The organism is Granulicatella sp. 572.rep1_STHE (assembly GCF_001073445.1).
In the GTDB taxonomy this organism is placed as follows: domain Bacteria; phylum Bacillota; class Bacilli; order Lactobacillales; family Aerococcaceae; genus Granulicatella; species Granulicatella adiacens.
Genome location: NZ_JVBO01000008.1, coordinates 64,149 through 83,988, shown reverse-complemented (window position 1 = coordinate 83,988; position 19,840 = coordinate 64,149). Strand labels below are relative to the sequence as shown.

Here is a 19,840-nt window from a genome sequence, read left to right as displayed (position 1 = left end):
ATGGAAAAGAGCAAAAAATCAATATTCAGTTCTCTAAAATGGCGCTGGGAGTATTTCTTAGTTCTTCTCTTAATTTTAGAGTTTGTCATTTTCGGAAGTTTGAATCCACGTTTCTTGAATCCATTCATCTTAATGAATTCGATTAATAATTTTATTCCAGTGTGTATCGTTTCTCTATTGGTTACTTACGTCATTATTACAGGAGGAATGGATATTCAAGCTGGGTCCATTATGGGATTGACTTCAATTTGTGTAGGGGTTCTCTGGCAAAAGATGGGGCTTAATATCTGGTTAGCGGTACTTCTTGGACTTCTTGTAGGAGCGCTTTGCGGACTGATTAGTGGAATGTTAATTGCGTATGCAAAAGTTCAGCCGATGGTCATTACACTAGGCGGGTCCTTCCTTTATTCAGGATTGGCTTTGGTTGTTCCCGCACTTGCTGGAGTAGTAGCTTATCAAGGGATTACTAATTTTCCACCTGAATTTCAGGAGATTGCTGCAGGGAATATTGCAGGGATTCCAAATCAGGTCATTATCTTCGCAGTCTTATTAATCCTTTCGTTTATTCTATTACACCTTACAAAATACGGAAGAAAAATCTTCCTCATTGGGGTGAACCGAAATACCGCGGAATACTCTGGAATTAAGACTGCTAGAGTTGTAATGAGTACCTACGTCTTATCTGGGATTGCCGCTTCGATTTCAGGAATTCTACTCACGTCCTATCTTGGTACAGCCAAGCCAGACTTTGGAGCTGATTTGACCTTACCAATTATCACGGCGGTGGTATTAGGGGGAACTTCTATCTATGGTGGTAAAGGGAATGTTATTGGAACAGGGTTAGCGGCCTTAATTATTGGTTTTATGAAATTTGGTTTAACACTTATTGGAGTTAATGCGCAATATCAAGATATTCCAGTTGGAATTCTATTGATTCTATCACTCATTATCAACTTCATGATTCATTCAAAAGTGTTCCAAAAAATAATGAAAAAGAAATAAGGAGGAAAGCAGAGATGAATAGTTCATAGTGTGAGATTCCCCAGTTGCAAAGTTGTCAAAAGAATGAGTTCAAATAAAGGAGAATTAACATGAAATTTAGAAAATTTTTAACGTATGGTGTCCTAGTTGGAGCAACGGCTTTCTTTTTAGGCGCTTGTGGAAACAGTAGTCAAAATTCAAGTTCAACTTCAAATTCAAATTCAAACGCAACAACTCAAACTGCAAACAATGGTGGGAAAGTAGTCTTTATCCCTAAAGTAACAGGGAATTCTTTCTTTGAATCCGGAAACTTAGGCGCTCAAGAAATGGCTAAAAAAGAAGGCTTTACAGTGGATTATAACGGTAATCCTGTAGCTTCAGTAGCCAACCAAGTAACCATTATCAACAATGCGGTTCAAACAGGAGCAGGCTCTATTGCAGTTTCTTCTGTAGACCCAACAGGACTAGATAATGCCCTAAAACAAGCTCAAAAAGCAGGGCTAAAAGTTGTTACATGGGACTCAGACGTTTCTCCAGATGCACGTAGTTTAATGGTATCTCAAGGAACTCCGACTCAATTAGGAGAAATGTTAGTGAAAATGAGCGTGGATGCATTAGAAAAACGTGGAAAGGATCCTAAGAAAGACAAAATTAAATATGCATGGCACTATTCTTCTTCAACCGTACAAGACCAAAACTCTTGGCAAAAAGTGGGTGAAGAATATATTAAGAAAAACTATCCAAACTGGGAAAATGTGAATGAATCAAATTACTACAGTAACCAAGATGCTCAACAAGCTTTAAACGTAGGTCAATCAATCTTATCTGCACATAAAGACATTGATTTAATCATTTGTAATGACTCAACAGCTTTACCAGGACAATTACAAGCGGTTCAAAACGCAAAACTTACGAAGAAGGATATTACTGTAACTGGATTCTCAACTCCTAACTCTATTAAGAAATATGCTAAAGATGACATTATTGAAGAATGGGGTCTATGGGATGTAAAAGTGCAAGGTGCTCTTGCTGTGTATCTTGCAAACTACTTAGCTTCAGGCAACCAAGTAAAAGTTGGTGACAAGATTAATGTTCCTGGAATTGGAGAAGTTGAAGTTCAAAATAACTCTATTTTAGATCCAAACTATAAAGATTCACCAGATAGTGGGGTTGTATTATTGCCAGAAAGAACAATCTTCACGAAGGAAAATATGGATAAATACGATTTCTAGGAGGAAAAATAATGGCAGATTTAGAAGGTTTAAAAGTTTCAAAAGAATATTATATCGATCAACCAGTTAAGACATTAGATCAGTTCTTTGTGAAAGGGGCTCATAATATCGATTACGGAATGAAAAAACATTTAGCAAATATTTTCAATCCTAAGAGCGGGAATACAGTGATGTTTGCTTTTGACCATGGGTATTTCATGGGCTCAACTGCTGGATTGGAACGTCTAGATATCGTGCTTCCAAAAATCTCACCAGAAGTAGATTGCTTGATGGGTACACGTGGAGCGATTCGAACAAGTGTTGATCCAAGTTGGAGAAAATCAACAGCTTTACGAGTGACTTCAGGTTCATCCATGCTGAATGATGATTTAAGTCATGAAATCTTAGCAGTGGATATTGAAGAAGCAATTCGATTAAACGCAGACTGCTTAGCCGTTCAAACTTTTATCGGAGCTGAAGGACAATTATCAAGCTTAGATAATTTATCTAGAGCGGTTAACCTTGGTAATCGTTATGGCATTCCAACGATGGGAGTTGTAGCAGTCGGAAAAGATATGGAAAGAACCGATCGCTTCTTCAAACTAGCAACTCGTATCGTAGCAGAACTTGGTGCGAACCTCGTTAAATCATATTATTGTGATAATTTTGAAGAGGTAGTAGCTGCATGTCCGGTACCTATTGTCGTTGCGGGAGGTAAAAAAATACCTGAGAAAGAAGCATTAGAGTTAGCTTATAAAGCCATTCAAGGAGGAGCAAAAGGTTTGGATATGGGGCGTAACATTTTCCAAAGTATGCATCCAACGGAAATGGCTAAGAGTATTGCAAAAATTGTTCATGAAAAATATACGGACAAAGAAGCATTTGAATACTATACAGATTTAATCAATCGATAATCTGAAAATGTAGGTATGAAAGGGTTAGGGAAGACGAGTGTTATTTCCCTAATTCTTTTGGGTAGTGTATACTTTATTCAGTTAAGATTTTCGTAAAGAGGGTAAATAAAATGGATTTTTCTGAAAAAGATAAACGTTATAAAGATTCATTACTTTATAAGGTTGCATGGCTCTATTATATTGATGGTTTGACTCAAAAAGAGATTGCAGATCGTCTTTCTGTCAGTCGAATTAAAATCATCAAAATGTTAGAAGAGTCACGTCAAAAGAAAATTGTTCGTTTCCACTTTTCGACAGTCTATCGGGATAAAAACAAGATTGAACAACAGTTAATAGAAAAATACAATTTAAAAGATGTCTTTGTTGTGCCATGGAGTAGCAATGAAAACTTAGCGGAAGATTTAGGACAAGCTACGGCCATGTATCTGAATGATTTAATTAAAGATGATGCATTCGTTGGAGTTGGTTATGGTGAAACAATGGGAGCCTTCCTCAGACATTTATCAGGTTTGACGGATAAAAAACTATCTGTCATCTCCATGACTGGTGGAGTAATGCCCTATATCAGACAGATTGGAAATGGAATCATTGATATTAAACACTATTTAATTCCTGCTCCATTAGTTGTAGGTAGTAAAGAATTAACGGAAGCAATTTTGAAAGAAAAATCAGTATCCGATATTGTCGAAATGACGGAGAAAATCAATGTAGTTGTTTCTAGTTTAGGTGGAATGCAAGAACATTCGACCATACTGAAATCAGGTCTTCTCACACCTGAGAAGTTTGAAAGCTTAAAGAGTAAAGGTGCAGTTGGAGATATGCTAATGCACTTTATGGATGAGGATGGCAATCTCGTTGATGATGAGATTGAAGACAGAATCATCAGTACCAAGCTAGATAAACTTAAAAATTATGATTATATCATTGTTGCAGCTGGAGGAGACGCTAAACTTCCAATTATTCATACTGCTATTACACATGGTTTTGTTAATGTATTAATTACGGATGAAAACACAGCAGAGCTTCTATTAGGAGACTGCACATGGAAGAAAGAAGAGAATACTTATTAGCGCTCGATGGAGGCACAGGGAGTTTTAGAGCTATTTTATTCCAAAAAGACGGTGTGCAAAAAGCTATTGAGCAAATTGAATGGAAACATCCTGTATACGATGAATACCCAGGAAGTGTAGGTTTTGATTTTGAAAAAAACTGGGAGATTATCCAGCGCTGTATTCGAAATCTAATAGAAAAAAATAATATTACTCATGAAGATATTAAAGGAATCTCAACAGATTCAATGAGAGAAGGGTTCATTCTTTATGATGAAAATCAAAAGGAATTAATTGGTTTTTCTAACATCGATGCTAGAGCCAAAGAAGAAGTAATTTCATTAAAGAGGGAACATCCTACATTAGAAATGGAAATCTATCTTGAAACGGGCGAAACATTTGCATTGAGTGCAGTTCCACGTTTGCTTTGGGTTCAAAAAAACAAGCCAGATCTTTACCAAAAGGCTAAATATATGAACATGATAAACGATTGGATTGTATTCAAATTAACTGGAAAAATCGTTTCAGAGCCAAGTAATTCTTCTACTAGCGGATTATTTGACCTAGCTAAACGCGAATGGTTACCGGAAGTAGCGAAGAAATGTGGCTTAAAGGATGATATATTCCCACCTGTCTATGAAAGTGGGGTTCCAGTAGGAAATGTAAGTGCTGAAGCTGCTCGTCAAACTGGCCTTTCAGAATCAACGATCGTAGTTTGCGGTGGTGGAGACTCTCAACTAGGTTGTATTGGGGTTGGATCCATTAAACCAAATCAAGCTGCCCTTTTTGGAGGAAGTTTTTGGCAATATGAATTCAATACCGATAAACCTTATGTGGATGACAGAGGTAGAATTCGAGTAAATTGCCATTCGGTTCCTTCTGTGTGGCAACAAGAAGCAATTGCTTGGAGTTCCGGTCTCGTGATGAGATGGTTTAGGGATGCGTTTTTAGACTTAGATGTGGAACTAGCTAAACAATTAGGAACTTCTGTGTATGCGCTTATGGATCAAAAAGCGAAAGAAATTCCTATTGGATGTTATGGAATGCATTCGATTTTTGCGGATGTCATGAACTTTAGAAATTTGAAGCACGCGAGCCCAACATTCACAAACTTTTCAATTGACCCTTTAAAATTTAATAAAGCAACCTTTTATAAGTCCATCATGGAAAATGCTGGTTTGATTACATTAGGTCACTTGAAAATGGTTGAAGAAATCACTGGAAATAAACCAGATGAAATTTTCTTCGCTGGTGGCTCCGCTTATAGTGAGTTATGGTCACAAACAATCGCAGATATTTTAGGGATCAGAGTGATTACTCCAAAAGAAAAAGAAGCGACAGCACTAGGCGCTGCGTTTCTAGCGGGGATTGGTAGTGGCGTTTACGATAATTTGGAAGAAACAACCCAATATGTTCAAATTGACAAAGTTTACGAACCGGATATGGATAATCATCGTAAATATTTAGAGATTTTTAATGATTGGCAAGTGCTTTATAAAGAGTTGCTAAATATTTCAGATAAGGGGTTAACAGATTATATGTGGATTGCCCCAGGTTCTGAATAATAAAGGAGTGATTGTATGTTTGTATTAGATGAAAAAGAGAAAGATTATCGTTTTGGTGATAGTGGGCCAAAGTACTTAATGAAAGGGCCACGTTCCAATTTTGCAGTAGTAAGATTTAATCCGGGACAAGATTTTCCAGCGCATTATCATGAAATTATGGAAGAAAATTTCTATGTTCTTGAAGGGAAAATTGATATTTATGTTGATGATGCAAAAGTCACTTTATCTAAAGGAGAGTTTATTCATATTGAACCAAATGAAGTTCATTATGTAAAAAATCCTTATGATGAACCAATTGTCATGGTATCGACATTGGCACCTTTCCAAGAAGTGGATAAGATTGAAGCACCTGATTTCAAGCCTGAAGATTAAATAGAGCCCCCTGATGAATGATTCACAGGGGGTATTGTAATTATAATTTTTAATTTTTTATAGAAATGAAAGGAGATTTGTATGACATACCCAGACTATATTTATGAACTCTGCCATGTGACATATGACATGTGGAATAAGGGGTGGGATGAATACAATGGTGGTAATGTAAGTTATCGTCTCACAAAAGAGGAAGCCAGTTCGATTGAAGCAGACCTTGAAGGAACCTCGTACACTTATTACACTGAAAATAGAAAAGAAGTGGAAGTGCTTGATGTCCCTGAGCACGTACAAGGAGAATATCTCTTAATCACCGCTTCAGGAAGTCACTTCAGAACATTGTGTTTACAACCTCATGAGGACACTGGAATCATTCAATTGACTCCAAAAGGGTACCGAGTAGTAGCAGGATTCGTGACGGGAAAACGTCCAACCAGTGAAATCTTCATGCATATACTCGCTCATGCTGCGCGTCTAAAAGTGGATTCCAATCACCGTGTTGTGATTCATAATCATGCGACCAATATTGTTATTTACTCATTATTAGATGAAGTAACGAGTGAATCATTAACGCTTGATTTATGGTCCGTATTAACAGAATCTATCGTTGTATTCCACGACGGAATCGCTGTGTTGCCTTGGGAAGTCCCAGGAACTCAGTTAATCGGAGACGATACAGCGCGTGAACTGGAGACTCATCGTCTTGTTGTCTGGGCTAAACATGGGGTTCTTTCAACCGGAAAAGATTACCAAGACTGCTTTGGTCTCATTGAAACAGCCGATAAAGCAGCACATATTGCCTTAGAACTAAAACGTGTCAGCGGAAAGAGCATCCACGAAAACAATGTTCTTTCTAAGGCAGACTTGAAGAAAGTTTGTGATGTTTTAGGAGTAGAAGGCAAATATTTAAATGATTAAGAAACTTCATTTTTTATTAGAAAAGAGATAGACATAGTTCTATCTCTTATTTTTTTATAAAGTCTAGTATAAAATCCGAAATATTCCCATTAATACCTAAATTAAATCTAATTATGGTTGCTATATGTTAATGAAAATATAAAAAATAGAGATAAAAATATAACTAGTTCCACATTAATCTGGAACTAGAACGAATAAAAATAATTGTAGGCATATCATATACTAGAAGTGTGATAAAACGCTTGCAGTAGAAATAAATTGATTAGGGAGTGAACGCATGAATGCAAGACAAATTTTCCTATTAGAATTTTTGCTTAAACAAAATGAGTATCTCTCAGCAAACCAATTATCTGAAAAGTACGGAGTTTCTACGAAAACTGTTTATCAAGATATTGACAAAATAAATTACTTTTTAGAAGAAGGAGCATTGAACAGCAGAATTATTAAAGTTCCAAGAAAAGGAATCAAGTTATCTGCTGATGAAGAAAGAAAAAGGATTCATGCTTTTCTTTTGGAGAATAAATTTGAATCTGGGGCAGAAAATTATTCACCAGAGTATAGAGAATTAGAGATTATTAAAAGGTTATTTATTAATCAAGATAAATTAGATATCTATGAGTTTGCTGAAGAAATGTACGTTACAGAATCAACTGTTCATAGAGATATTGATAAATTAGAGAATAATTTAGGAGAGTTTGATTTGAAAATCCGAATCAAACATGATCGTTTTTATGTAGATGGTGATGAATGGAGTATTAGAAAAGCATTACATTCTTATATAACTCAAAATCCAACAATCCGTAGTGAAGAAGGGTTAGAAGGATTTTTTACAAAAGGCGATGTTGAAAAATGTAGAGAGGCTATTGATAGATTATCTCAAAAGTATCATCACCAATTTTCAGATGATTATTCATGGTTATTACTTACAGAATGTCTAGTTTTTAAAAAGAGAACTGATCAAAAAAATTACTTAACGAAAAGAACAAGTAACTTGATAAATGATCTTAACCACTTAGAAGTTTATTTCTTTTCTGGAGAATTGTTGGAGAACATTATTGATAAGCCTTTTTCAGAAATTTCTCCTTATGAGATTGAAGCAATGGCGTATAGTTTGCTTGCTTACGGGTTTAGTATACAATCAGCTGATTATATTCAAAATATTGAGGAGCAGGTAAATGAATTAATCGAAAAAGTATCTAGTTTACTTAGTCTTGACTTAACTAAAGACAAACATTTGAAATTGATGTTATCAAACCACATTTCAAAAATGATTTTCAGATTACGAAATCAAATTTACATTACGAATCCTGCTATAGAGGAAATAAAAAAACAATATTCTAGTTTGTTTAATGTCATTTGGATCGCTATTCGAGACTTGGGTAAGTACTATGAAATCAATATTCCTAACGAAGAGTTGGCATTTATCGTAATTCATTTTCAATTAGCAATTGAGAAAATACTAAAACCTCTGAATGTCGTTGTTATCTGTCAAAATGGTATCGCAACTTCAGAATTAATCATGAGTAAGCTCCACAAGATTTTTGATGCAGATGCAAAGATTACAAATATTAGTGTACGAGAAATCGATTTTTATGATTTAAGCAATATCGATTTAATTATTTCTACAATTTCGCTTCCAGATATAACGATTCCTGTGATTGAGGTTAGCCCAATTCTTACAAAAGGGGAAATTGAATCTATAAGAAGTTTCTACACTGATCATATGACTGATAATTACACATTAATGCGAACAAGTTTAGATGGTAGAAAGTTTAACATGGAGTCATTACAAACATTAATTAAGACACCTAAATTAATTCATGTATCTGTGAAAAATAAAAAAGAATGTATTGAGAAAATGATTGATGAATGCGACCTGTCTAATCGGAGAATTCAAGGGTTTAAAGAGTCAATTCTTGAAAGAGAAACGTTAGGTAGTACAAGTGTATACACAGGAGTTGCTTTACCTCACTGTGATCCAAGATTTGTTAATCAGTCTGAATTAATATTTATGACATTAGATAAGCCGATTAATTGGGGTAAAAATAATGTTAAATTAATCATCCTTATTGCCGTTGCAGAAAATGATATTCCGATTTTTAAAGATAGTTTAATCGCATTATATTCTGTGATTGAAAATCAAGAATTAATGAATGAATTGGTGTTCATGAATAATGGTGATGAAATTAAGGAAAGACTATTAAAGGAGGTGAGCCAAAATGCTAAATGAGGAAGTCTTTGAAATGAATGTTCCAAACATGAAAACGAAAGAAGAAGCGTTAAGCTATTTGGCTGATAAATTAATCAGTAAAGGAATTGTAAAAGAATCTTATAAACAAGCAATTATTGATAGAGAGCATGTTTTTCCGACAGGATTGCAGTTTGAAGCGTATGGAATTGCTATCCCACATACAGATGTAGAACATGTGAATAAAGAACAAATAGCGTTAATGACATTGAAAGAAGCTGTGTCGTTTTATCAAATGGGAACAAATGATGTTGAAGTTCCAGTGAGAGTAATTTTTATGCTAGCGCTGAAAGAAGCACACAGTCAATTGACGATGCTTCAACAACTGATGGAAGTTTTACAGGATCAAGACATAATGGAAAGAATCTTGAGCATGGATGAAAATACACCTAACTCAGAGATAAAAGAAGTATTAGCATTAAAAAATATTAAATAATTTAGTGGTTTGGTAATAGGAGAGGAGGACAGAAAGTTACTAAATCATCAGTATCAGACTGATATTCTGATTATTTTATACATTAGGAGGAATTTATAATGTTAGAATTATTTCAAAAATTTATTGATTTAGGAGCCATTGTTGTTCTACCAATTTTAATTTTTATTTTTGGTATGGCTCTTGGAACAAAACCTAAAAAAGCCTTTGTATCAGGTATTATTGTTGGGGTTGGTTTTGTAGGATTAAATATGGTAGTCGATTTGCTAGGAGGTAGCTTAGGACCTGCTGCCCAAGCAATGGTTGAACGTTTTGGCTTGAACTTAACAACAATCGACGTTGGTTGGCCAGCTGCTGCAGCAATTTCCTATGGTACATTGTTAGGTTCGCTTGCTATTCCAATTGGTATCGGTATTAACATTTTACTTTTATTCTTAGGGTTAACAAAAACATTGATGGTTGATATGTGGAATTTCTGGCATGCAGCCTTTGTTGCTTCACTAGTTTACGCAGTTACACAAGATTTCACATTGGGTTTATATGCAACTGCTACTTATTTAGTAATGATTTACTTATTAGCAGATCTTATTGCACCAGCAATTAAAAAATTCTATGGGTTCCCTAATATTACATTCCCACACGGAACTTCAGCACCTGGGTTCCTAGTTGCGATTCCTTTAAACTGGTTATTTGATCGTATTCCTGGATTTAACAAAATTGAAGCTAACCCAGAAAGTATCCAAAAGAAATTTGGTGTGTTTGGTGAAAGTACAGTTTTAGGCTTATTAATTGGTATTGCTATGGGACTTTTAGCTGGTTATGATGCAAAAGGAGTTCTTCAATTAGGTGTTAAAATGTCTGCTGTAATGGTTCTTATGCCACGTATGGTGTCTCTATTAATGGAAGGTTTAACGCCAATCTCAGAAGCTGCTAACGAATTCGTTCAAAAACGTTTCCCAGGTCGTGAAGTAAATATTGGTATGGACTCAGCATTGTCAGTAGGACATCCAGCAGTATTATCAAGTTCATTACTTTTAGTACCAATTACAATTTTACTTGCAGTCATCTTGCCTGGAAACCAAACATTACCATTTGGTGACCTTGCAACAATCCCATTCGTAGTCTGCTTAATGGCAGCTGTATTTAAAGGAAATATTGTTCGAACAGTTGTCGGTGGAGCGATTTATATGACAAGTATTTTCTATATTACATCATGGGTTGCGCCTCTTGTTACGCAAGCAGCAAAAGCAGCTAACTTTGATTTAGGTGGAAATACAAGTATTACAGCGCTAGCAGAAGGCGGCTTATGGCCAACTTGGTTATTTGTCTTTGCTGGACAAACAGCTCCATGGGTTATTTTAACGATTGTATTACTAGGCTCATTAGCTGGATTATTCTATATTAACAAAGTGCGTGCTGCAAAATAGGAGTGTATATTATGAAAAAATTATTAGTTATGTGTGGTTCAGGTATCGCAACATCTACTGTGGTAGTTGGTAAAGTAAAACAATGGTTGAAAGATAATGGGTACGAAGATAAAGTCCAAGTATTCCAATCTAAAGTATCAGAAGAAGTAAATAGACTTGATGAATATGACGTAGTTATTTCTACAACAGTAGTTCCTGATTCCGTAAAAGATAAAGTAATTATGGGATTGCCATTACTTACAGGTATGGGAATCGATTCTTTATGGAATGAATTGAAACAAGCATTGGAGGCTTAATCATGAAAGCAAGAATGAGAGATGTTTTGGGAAATGCAAAAAAAGAGCATTATGCAGTTCCAGCAACTAATTTCATCGATTGGAATTCTGCAAAAGCATACAGTGAAATCAGCGAATCTAGAAAATTACCGTTAATTCTTGCTTATGCACAAGTACATTCTCAATATTTAAGTTTAGAAGACGCAGCAGCAATTGGACGTTATTTCCAAGAAGTAACAAATACTCCGGTTGTGTTGCATCTCGATCATGGTCAAGATTTTGAATTCATTAAACGTGCTATTGAACTTGGATTTAATTCAGTCATGATTGATGCTTCATTAGATACATTTGAGGAAAATGTTCGTAAAACGAAAGACGTTGTGGAATACGCACATCAATTTGGTGTAGATGTAGAAGCTGAAATTGGATTTGTTGGAGCAAATGCTGCTTCGAATAATGAAGAGGTGAAATCCATTTATACGAGTGTTGAAGATGCTAAGAAATTTGTTGAAGAAACGAATGTAGATTCATTAGCTGTTTCTATTGGTACTTCTCATGGGTTGTATAAAGGTACTCCAAAATTAAACTTTGAACGGTTAGAAGAGTTGAATGAAGCACTTACTATTCCTTTGGTATTGCATGGCGGGTCAGGTTCTGGAGATGATAACCTAAATCGTTGTGCTACACATGGTATTTCAAAGATTAACATTTATAGTGATTTTATATACTCTGGTGCCAAAGCAGTTGCTGATGGATATGTAGAAAACTATATTGATATTGTGAATTTATCAAGAAAGGGTATGGAAAATACTCTTGAACATTATTACAAAGTATTTGAAACCAAATAAATTAGGAGGAGAAATATGAAAATTGTAAAAAGCAAATTCTTTATCTTCAATCCCAAATCATATTTATTTGGTGATGAATTACTAGAGTTAGCTAAAGAGGCGGACCATTTAGCAGAGGTTTATCCTGAAATTAGTATTTTTGTGACTTGCCCATATGCAGATATTAGTAGAGTTGCGAGTGAAACAAAAAATATTATTGTAACGGCTCAACATTTAGATGGAATTGATTGCGGTAGGGGAATGGGAGCTGTATTACCAGCATCGTTATATAATGCTGGTGCTAGAGCAACGTTCTTAAACCATGCCGAACATCCATTAACAACATCACAAGTAGTGGCGTCCGTAAATAAAGCAAAAGAACTAGGAATGATTACAGTTCTATGTGCGGATTCTATTCAAGAAGCGAGAATGCTTGCAATGTTAGAGCCAACAATTATGCTTTGTGAACCGACAGAGCTTATTGGTACTGGACAAACCAGCGATGATTCTTATATTGTGAAAACGAATGAACAAGTGAAGTCAGTAAATCCTAATATTCTTATGATGCAAGGTGCAGGAATTATGAATGAAAAGGATGTCTATCGGACTATTAAATTAGGCGCAGAAGGTACTGGTTGCACAAGTGGTATCGTAAAAGCTGAAAATCCAAAAGAAATGTTGAGATTAATGGTTGAAGCGATTGATCAAGTGATGAATGAGGGTTAATCATGAGTGTATTTCAAAAAGAGTTTAAAGTTGAAACAAAAGAAAAGGCTGTATCCTATGTGGATATTACGCAAAGTGTAAAAGATACTATTTTAGAAAGTGGTATTCAATCGGGAACTTGTACAGTTGTAACAGCACATACGACATGTTCTATTTTCTTTGAAGAAGATACACATGATCGAGATGAAGACGGAGTGGATTTCTTACAATTAGATTTGAATCGAATCTTAGAAAGTATAGTTCCGCCCCATATAAATGCGCAAAGTTACAATTATCCAGGCGAAGCACACTATAAAGAAGTAGAATCATGGCCTAACCCAGAAGAATGGCTACCAAATGGAGATCGTAGCTACCTTTGGAATGGAGATGCGCATATCAAGGCCACTATTATAGGTGCAAGTGAAACATTAGCAGTAGTGGATGGTCAATTAGGAATTGGTAAAACTGGGTATGTTTATTTTGCCGACTTTGATAAAACACGAGAAAGAACAAGAAAGTATAGAGTCATTGTTTTAGGAGAATAAAGGCATGAAAATAATCATGCAATATATTTTAATTACTAGTTAAGAAAATGAATAAAACGAAAACTAGAATTGCCAAAAACTGGTCGCCATCTATTCATTTTAGGTGCAATAAGATTTTCTTATTGCACCTTTTTTTGAAAAAATCAAAAAAGGTTTTTGTCAACTCGCTTTGTGAAACCTAGAATTTCGAACTAAAATATAATGCTAATTTATATCTATTTTAAGGCGTTTTTGAAGTTCGCATCCAATCTACATATTGTGAAATACGCCAGAAAATATTATAAAAAGAATAAGTTTACGTGTTAACACGTTAAGTTTTACTTGAAACTGGTTTCGTTTAGTGTTAGACTGAACGCGAGAGCGCTACCAAAAGAGAAAAAAGATTTGGTAGTAAAAAGCTTTTATGAACCAATTAAGGAGGAGAACTATGGAAACGAGATATACACACAGTCCAGAGGACATCAGACATTATTCTACGGAGCAATTAAGAAAGGAGTTCTTAGTTGAGAAAGTATTCGAACCAAATCAAGTGAAGTTGACGTACACTCATAACGACCGCATGATTTTTGGTGGGGTAATGCCAGTTGAAGGGAAATTAACTATTGAATTATCAACAGAGTTAGGAGTGGAATACTTCCTTCAAAGACGTGAAATGGGTGTGATCAATATTGGGGGACCTGGTGTCATTGAAATCGATGGTGTTTCAGAAAATATGGTGAAACAAGATGGATACTACATCGGAAAAGAAACAAAAGAAATTGCTTTTTCAAGTGTTTCTGCTGAAAATCCTGCGAAATTCTACGTTGTTTCCGTTCCAGCGCATCATAAATATCCAAACAAAAAATTAAGCATTGAAAAAATTGTTCCACTTTGCATGGGTGAATCTAATACATTAAACCAAAGAAAGATTTATCAATATGTTCATCCAAATCAATGCGAAAGCTGCCAATTACAATTAGGCTATACAGTCCTTGAACCAGGTAGCTCTTGGAATACAATGCCATGTCATACGCATGAACGTCGTATGGAAACATACCTTTATTTTGATATGGAACCTGATACAAGAGTCTTCCACTTCATGGGGACTCCGCAAGAAACAAAACACTTAGTCGTTGGAAACGAAGAAGCATGTATTTCACCAAGTTGGTCGATTCACTCAGGTGTGGGAACCTCTAACTACACATTCATCTGGGGAATGGCTGGAGAAAACATCACCTATACCGATATGGATATGGTTCCAATGCAAGATCTTAAATAGTGAGGAGTAAATAAAATGACAAATGACATGTTTTCATTAAAAGGCAAAGTTGCACTCGTAACAGGTGCAGTATACGGAATCGGGTTTGCGATTGCAGAAGCTTTAGCAAGTGCCGGTGCCACTATCGTATTTAATGATAGAAATGAAAGTGGAGTAGAAAAAGGGTTAGCAAACTATGCGGAAAAAGGCATTAAAGCTTTCGGATATGTTTGTGACGTTACGGATGAACCTGGTGTTCAAGAAATGGTGAAAAAAATCGAAGAAGAAGTAGGCGTTATTGATATCTTAGTCAACAATGCTGGAATCATCAAACGAATTCCAATGCATGAAATGGCGGCTGAAGATTTCCGCCAAGTCATCGATGTGGACTTAAATGCGCCATTTATCGTATCAAAAGCCGTTATTCCTTCAATGATTAAAAAAGGTGGCGGTAAAATCATTAACATCTGTTCAATGATGAGTGAATTAGGACGCGAAACTGTTTCTGCCTATGCAGCAGCTAAAGGCGGATTGAAGATGTTAACACGTAACATTGCATCAGAATATGGATGCTACAATATTCAATGTAATGGAATTGGACCTGGTTATATTGCGACACCGCAAACAGCTCCTCTTCGTGAAATTCAACCGGATGGAGAAAGACATCCATTTGATAAATTTATTATCGCAAAAACACCAGCAGAAAGATGGGGAGAAGCAGAAGATTTGAAAGGTCCGGCCATCTTCCTTGCAAGTAGTGCAAGTGACTTTGTAAATGGTCATATCCTCTATGTGGATGGCGGTATTTTAGCGTACATCGGTAAACAACCTTAATCCTAAACGCCCCTTCCCGTAGAAGGGGTGTTTATTCTGTTTACTTGAGGAAATTATTTTGTTATGATGACTTTAAAATAAAAGGACGGAAGTGTTTATGTGTGTTACCAAAGTATGAAATTATAAAACAAAACATTTTAAAAGAGATTGACGAAGGCAAATTTAAACCTGGCTCTAAAATTTATTCCGAAGGTGATTTGAAAAAGATCTATCAGGTTAGTAATACAACAGTCGTTAAAGCATTAAATGATTTAGTGGCAGAAGGGTACTTGATTCGAAGACAAGGAGAAGGGACCTTCGTTCGTAAAAACATGTTGCATCGAAAAGTTAGTTTCAGTGAAAGACTAACGAAGAAATTCAATCCGCAAAAGAATTCGGAACGAGTAGAGACTTCGATACAAATCTGTGAAGATAAACGCGTTTTAAGTCAAATTGAAGGGAAAGGTCCTTTATATGAAATCGTTCAAAGGGCGATGATTGACGATACTTTATGGAAAATTCAAAAGCGTTTTGTTCAAACGACCTTATTAAGTGAAGAGGCAGTTCGTCATATTACTGATGGTGGAAGTGTCTCTAAAGAGTTGGGTATTGAAAATAACTTAGTAAATATGCCTATGAGCATGACGATTGAATTTAAGACAGTGGATATTCCTGAAACAAACGAGCTCCAAACCAATTCGGTAGTGATTGTAAAGAAAACAATCTTTAACAATACAACCAAAGAAGTGATTGAATACTCGGAAAGCTTTATCCATCCTGATTTTTATGAAGTTAATTTGATTGCTGAATAAAATAAGAATCCTCCTAATGTGGGGGATTCTTATTTTTTTTAATTTTTATTAAATAAACCGTTTACAAATTCTAAAAGGAGTGGTAGAATTCATTTATAGGGTTAACACGTTAAGTTAAAAACGGAAGGATGGTCATGATGAAAAAAGTTTGGTCGAGCTGTTTAGTTTTAGCTTTTGCTTTGGTTTCGTCTCTGGGAGTCTCTCAGGGAAATCCTGTATATGCTGAGGATCATAAGGAAACTCAGGCAGAACAAACAGTCAATCTTGTAAAAAATGGAACGTTTGATGCGACCCTCGATACAGGGGAAAAATGGACTGGAAAATCAGCAGTTGATTGGAATACTCCTTGGATTGCTAAAGGAGAAAAAGGAAAGTATAAAATTCAAACTACAGATGAAGCGAATCTTTTAATGGAAGCTGAATCTGAAATGAGAGCGGTAGTAGGACAAGATATTCCAGTTGAACCGAATCAAAAGTATACTTTTTCAGTGAGAATCAAAACAGAAAAATTAGACTCAAAAATTGGTGCTAGAGTTCGCATTATGTCTTATGACAGCAATAACAAACAGCTTTCACCACTTTGGTATAGCAAGAGTTTAGTCGGAGATAACGATTGGACGACGATTACGGAGGAGTTTGTCGCAGGAAGTGAAGCGACAAAAATCCGAGTGGAGTTATTCTTTGAAACAGGAAAAGGAAAAGTTCAATTTGATGATGTGAGCTTGACCAAAAAAGAGGAGAAGAAAGAGACTCAACCGCAAAAGACAAAAGAAATTGATTTTGATGATTCAGTTACTTTAACGACTGACAAACGATGGGTGCTCGATTCCAAATATACGTACAAGATTAAAGACACTTCTGTTGCTACCATTGAAAACGGAGCAATTGTTCCTAAAAAGGCTGGAAGTACTGAATTAGTTGTAAGCGCTCCAGGAAGTAAGGATAAAGTAGTTCCACTGAAAGTGCTTGAACCAAATGCAACCTATGAAAACTTGTTAAAAAAATGGGATGCCATGATTTCTGGGAATGACTTTTACTCGACAGAGAGTAGTTATATGAAAGAAATCTTTAACATTAATGAAAAAGAAGTAGAAGGGTATCTATCTAGTTTCTTAGCAAATGATGAAAAGAAAATTTGGGATGCAGTTGGGGATTATTCTAAATCAGCCAATTTAACGAAGACGTATAGACGTGTGGAACAAATTGCAAAATCAGTTACGAATAAAAACTCAAAATACTATAACGACGACAAAGTTATTCAAGTAGTCAAACATAGCATGAAATTCATGTATGACCATTACTACAATGAAAATACTGAATCTAAAGGAAATTGGTGGGATTATGAAATTGGAGTTCCTCGTGCCATCAACAATATCCTAACGATTATGAATCGTTATTTCAGTAAAGAAGAAATTGCGAAATACTTAAAACCAGTGAGCAAAATGGTTCCAGATCCATCCAAAATCATGGTCAGCCAAAATCGTGGTAAAACAGCTGTTGGAGGGAACCTATCAGATTTAGGAAAAGTAAAAATCATTGAAGCTCTCCTCCTTGAAGATGACGCGAAATTAGAACGCTCAATTCAAGCCGTAAGTAATGTACTAGCATTAGTTTCTGAAGGAGAAGGGTTCTACTATGATGGTTCTTATGTAGATCATACAAATATTGCTTATACAGGGGCATACGGAAATGTATTAATTGATGGATTTTCTCAATTACTCCCTGTTATTCAAGCAAGTCCTTATAAGATTAGTAATGGCAAATTAAATGTTCTTTATCACTGGATTCATCAAGGATTCTTACCTTTGATTTATAAGGGTGGGTTGATGGATATGACAAGAGGTCGCTCACTTAGCAGAAAAGTACAAAATGATCACTATGCTGCAGTGGAAGTTTTAAGAGGTATTTTAAGAATTGCCGAAGCAAGTGATCAACAAGAAAAAGCGAAACTTCAAGGACTAGTGAAAGATATCGTTTCTTCCGATGATTTCTACGATACCTTTAAATCATTGAAGTCTTTCTACGATGTTCATCTCTTTGAAAGTCTAATGTCTAATCAGATGGTAGAGGCGACTCCAAGAGATACGTATCTCAAACTCTATCAAGCGATGGACAAAGTGGCTTACTACAATAAAGAACGTGAATTTGCTTTCGGAATTAGCATGTATTCGAACAAGATTCAAAACTACGAATTCATGAATAAAGAAAATGCCAAAGGTTGGTATACAAGTGATGGTGCCTCTTATCTCTACAATGATGATTTAAGTCATTATAGTGATGATTATTGGGCAACCGTTGATCCTTATAAACTAGCAGGGATTACTGAAACGAACGAAGCTAGAGCAAAAGGGTCTGGGATGACAACAATGGATCATTCATTTGTTGGAAGTACAGCGCTAGGTAATAAATACGGAACGGTTGCGATGGACTTCCAAAACTGGAATAAAACACTAACTGCCAAAAAATCATGGTTTATTCTAGGCGATCGAATCGTATTCCTCGGTTCGGATATTAAGAACAGTACGGATAATGAAGCTTATACAGTAGTCGATAACCGTAAAGTTCAAAGAGAATCAAGAAATCGCAGTGCTTCGAAGAATGATTATAGTGTGGTTGCAGACGGAAAAGAAGTTCCTGTTTCAGACGCTGATACCAAAATGCAAGTGAAAGATTTACTCTTAAAATCTAAAAATACGCAAATGAATATTGGATATAAATTCCTAGAACCGACAACTGTTAATGTGAAAAAAGAAAACCGTAAAGGAACTTGGAAGGATATTAATGAAGGACAAAGTGATGAAGAAGTAGAAAATAGCTTCATTTCAATTGTTCAACCACATGATGCTACGAATAATAAATATGCGTATGTCCTCTATCCAAATCGTTCAGCTAAAGAATTTGAAGAGGAAAAGAACAACGATGACATTCAAGTTGTAGAAAATTCTGAAAAAACGCAAGCAGTCTTTGATAAGACGAATCAAATTTACGGAGTTGTAAAATATGATGACTCTGAGTTGACGTTAGAAGATGGTCTCGTATTAAAAGAAAAAGGGATTTATACCATTAAGAAAGAGGGCAATAAACTAGATATTGCATTCTTAAATCCAGAAGATCCTTCAGCAGGCCTACCAGCACTCAACACAGACAAATACGAATTACAAAATTCAACAGAACCTACTGTTGAAAACAAGATTAGATATTACTCGTATTTAGTGAAAAAACAAACAGAAGAAGAAACAACTCAGGAACAAACACAAGAGCAAACACAACAAAGTTCAAGTGAATCAACTACTGAAATTAGAAACACAGAAGATTCAAAAGACTCCAATACAACAAAAGAAGAGACTTTACCTGCCACAGGGGCTAAGAATTTTGAAGTGTATACGTTACTTGGAATTTTATTATTAACAATTTCACTTATTTTTTCAAAAAAACGTTTACAAAAATAAAAAAATAGGGTACAATGAACTTAACGAGTTAACGTGTTAAGTTGCCTTATAGAGAGGTG

General features: G+C 35.5%; 18 protein-coding genes. All 18 read left to right on the top strand.

Annotation, left to right across the window (positions count from 1 at the left end):
- Positions 1 to 1,002 (top strand): ABC transporter permease, encoded by a 1,002-nt coding sequence (locus ADH99_RS00580; protein WP_049554411.1) that lies wholly within the window; start codon positions 1 to 3, stop codon positions 1,000 to 1,002.
- Positions 1,003 to 1,091: 89 nt separating this feature from the next.
- Entirely contained in the window at positions 1,092 to 2,213 is a 1,122-nt protein-coding gene (locus ADH99_RS00575) for a substrate-binding domain-containing protein (RefSeq protein ID WP_049554412.1), read from the top strand.
- 11 nt (positions 2,214 to 2,224) lie between these two features.
- Positions 2,225 to 3,106, top strand: a complete 882-nt coding sequence (lsrF, locus tag ADH99_RS00570) for a 3-hydroxy-5-phosphonooxypentane-2,4-dione thiolase (protein WP_049554413.1) — start codon at positions 2,225 to 2,227, stop codon at positions 3,104 to 3,106.
- Positions 3,107 to 3,216: 110 nt separating this feature from the next.
- Positions 3,217 to 4,176, top strand: a complete 960-nt coding sequence (locus ADH99_RS00565; protein WP_049554414.1) for a sugar-binding transcriptional regulator — start codon at positions 3,217 to 3,219, stop codon at positions 4,174 to 4,176.
- A complete protein-coding gene (lsrK, locus tag ADH99_RS00560; protein WP_049554415.1) occupies positions 4,149 to 5,720 on the top strand; it encodes an autoinducer-2 kinase in 1,572 nt (523 codons plus the stop codon). Before ADH99_RS00565 ends, lsrK begins: the two co-directional genes overlap by 28 nt.
- A gap of 15 nt (positions 5,721 to 5,735) precedes the next feature.
- Positions 5,736 to 6,092 (top strand): cupin domain-containing protein, encoded by a 357-nt coding sequence (locus tag ADH99_RS00555; protein WP_005605801.1) that lies wholly within the window; start codon positions 5,736 to 5,738, stop codon positions 6,090 to 6,092.
- Between the two features lie 81 nt (positions 6,093 to 6,173).
- Positions 6,174 to 7,010, top strand: a complete 837-nt coding sequence (gene rhaD, locus ADH99_RS00550) for a rhamnulose-1-phosphate aldolase (protein ID WP_049554416.1) — start codon at positions 6,174 to 6,176, stop codon at positions 7,008 to 7,010.
- A gap of 277 nt (positions 7,011 to 7,287) precedes the next feature.
- The gene (locus tag ADH99_RS00545) at positions 7,288 to 9,240 is read left to right on the top strand and encodes a BglG family transcription antiterminator (RefSeq protein WP_049554417.1); all 1,953 of its coding nucleotides are present in this window, start codon (positions 7,288 to 7,290) and stop codon (positions 9,238 to 9,240) included.
- Complete coding sequence (locus ADH99_RS00540) at positions 9,230 to 9,694, top strand: PTS sugar transporter subunit IIA (RefSeq protein ID WP_049554418.1); 465 nt, start codon at positions 9,230 to 9,232, stop codon at positions 9,692 to 9,694. The genes ADH99_RS00545 and ADH99_RS00540 overlap by 11 nt, the downstream gene beginning before the upstream one ends.
- A gap of 98 nt (positions 9,695 to 9,792) precedes the next feature.
- Positions 9,793 to 11,118 (top strand): PTS galactitol transporter subunit IIC, encoded by a 1,326-nt coding sequence (locus tag ADH99_RS00535; RefSeq protein ID WP_049554419.1) that lies wholly within the window; start codon positions 9,793 to 9,795, stop codon positions 11,116 to 11,118.
- 11 nt (positions 11,119 to 11,129) lie between these two features.
- Positions 11,130 to 11,414 (top strand): PTS sugar transporter subunit IIB, encoded by a 285-nt coding sequence (locus tag ADH99_RS00530; RefSeq protein WP_005605792.1) that lies wholly within the window; start codon positions 11,130 to 11,132, stop codon positions 11,412 to 11,414.
- 2 nt (positions 11,415 to 11,416) lie between these two features.
- On the top strand, positions 11,417 to 12,241 hold the full coding sequence (locus tag ADH99_RS00525; RefSeq protein WP_049554420.1) for a class II fructose-bisphosphate aldolase: 825 nt from the start codon (positions 11,417 to 11,419) through the stop codon (positions 12,239 to 12,241).
- A 15-nt stretch (positions 12,242 to 12,256) separates the two neighbouring features.
- Positions 12,257 to 12,946 carry a triose-phosphate isomerase gene (locus ADH99_RS00520; RefSeq protein WP_049554421.1) on the top strand — a complete coding sequence of 230 codons (690 nt, stop codon included), beginning with the start codon at positions 12,257 to 12,259 and terminating at the stop codon, positions 12,944 to 12,946.
- Positions 12,947 to 12,948: 2 nt separating this feature from the next.
- A complete protein-coding gene (locus ADH99_RS00515) occupies positions 12,949 to 13,470 on the top strand; it encodes a YjbQ family protein (RefSeq protein WP_049554422.1) in 522 nt (173 codons plus the stop codon).
- A 427-nt stretch (positions 13,471 to 13,897) separates the two neighbouring features.
- The gene (kduI, locus tag ADH99_RS00510) at positions 13,898 to 14,728 is read left to right on the top strand and encodes a 5-dehydro-4-deoxy-D-glucuronate isomerase (RefSeq protein ID WP_049554423.1); all 831 of its coding nucleotides are present in this window, start codon (positions 13,898 to 13,900) and stop codon (positions 14,726 to 14,728) included.
- 15 nt (positions 14,729 to 14,743) lie between these two features.
- Positions 14,744 to 15,541 carry a gluconate 5-dehydrogenase gene (locus tag ADH99_RS00505; protein WP_049554424.1) on the top strand — a complete coding sequence of 266 codons (798 nt, stop codon included), beginning with the start codon at positions 14,744 to 14,746 and terminating at the stop codon, positions 15,539 to 15,541.
- Between the two features lie 101 nt (positions 15,542 to 15,642).
- The gene (locus ADH99_RS00500; protein ID WP_049554425.1) at positions 15,643 to 16,332 is read left to right on the top strand and encodes a GntR family transcriptional regulator; all 690 of its coding nucleotides are present in this window, start codon (positions 15,643 to 15,645) and stop codon (positions 16,330 to 16,332) included.
- A 134-nt stretch (positions 16,333 to 16,466) separates the two neighbouring features.
- A complete protein-coding gene (locus ADH99_RS00495; RefSeq protein WP_160313158.1) occupies positions 16,467 to 19,781 on the top strand; it encodes a polysaccharide lyase family 8 super-sandwich domain-containing protein in 3,315 nt (1,104 codons plus the stop codon).
- Positions 19,782 to 19,840 lie beyond the last annotated feature (59 nt).

Coding starts and splice junctions, on each gene's coding strand:
- ADH99_RS00540 (WP_049554418.1), top strand. CDS start 9,230: ATGCTAAATGAGGAAGTCTTTGAAATGAATGTTCCAAACATGAAAACG.
- ADH99_RS00520 (WP_049554421.1), top strand. CDS start 12,257: ATGAAAATTGTAAAAAGCAAATTCTTTATCTTCAATCCCAAATCATAT.
- ADH99_RS00515 (WP_049554422.1), top strand. CDS start 12,949: ATGAGTGTATTTCAAAAAGAGTTTAAAGTTGAAACAAAAGAAAAGGCT.
- ADH99_RS00580 (WP_049554411.1), top strand. CDS start 1: ATGGAAAAGAGCAAAAAATCAATATTCAGTTCTCTAAAATGGCGCTGG.
- ADH99_RS00530 (WP_005605792.1), top strand. CDS start 11,130: ATGAAAAAATTATTAGTTATGTGTGGTTCAGGTATCGCAACATCTACT.
- lsrF (WP_049554413.1), top strand. CDS start 2,225: ATGGCAGATTTAGAAGGTTTAAAAGTTTCAAAAGAATATTATATCGAT.
- ADH99_RS00545 (WP_049554417.1), top strand. CDS start 7,288: ATGAATGCAAGACAAATTTTCCTATTAGAATTTTTGCTTAAACAAAAT.
- ADH99_RS00565 (WP_049554414.1), top strand. CDS start 3,217: ATGGATTTTTCTGAAAAAGATAAACGTTATAAAGATTCATTACTTTAT.
- ADH99_RS00555 (WP_005605801.1), top strand. CDS start 5,736: ATGTTTGTATTAGATGAAAAAGAGAAAGATTATCGTTTTGGTGATAGT.
- kduI (WP_049554423.1), top strand. CDS start 13,898: ATGGAAACGAGATATACACACAGTCCAGAGGACATCAGACATTATTCT.
- ADH99_RS00535 (WP_049554419.1), top strand. CDS start 9,793: ATGTTAGAATTATTTCAAAAATTTATTGATTTAGGAGCCATTGTTGTT.
- ADH99_RS00575 (WP_049554412.1), top strand. CDS start 1,092: ATGAAATTTAGAAAATTTTTAACGTATGGTGTCCTAGTTGGAGCAACG.
- rhaD (WP_049554416.1), top strand. CDS start 6,174: ATGACATACCCAGACTATATTTATGAACTCTGCCATGTGACATATGAC.
- ADH99_RS00505 (WP_049554424.1), top strand. CDS start 14,744: ATGACAAATGACATGTTTTCATTAAAAGGCAAAGTTGCACTCGTAACA.
- lsrK (WP_049554415.1), top strand. CDS start 4,149: ATGGAAGAAAGAAGAGAATACTTATTAGCGCTCGATGGAGGCACAGGG.
- ADH99_RS00495 (WP_160313158.1), top strand. CDS start 16,467: ATGATGAAAAAAGTTTGGTCGAGCTGTTTAGTTTTAGCTTTTGCTTTG.
- ADH99_RS00525 (WP_049554420.1), top strand. CDS start 11,417: ATGAAAGCAAGAATGAGAGATGTTTTGGGAAATGCAAAAAAAGAGCAT.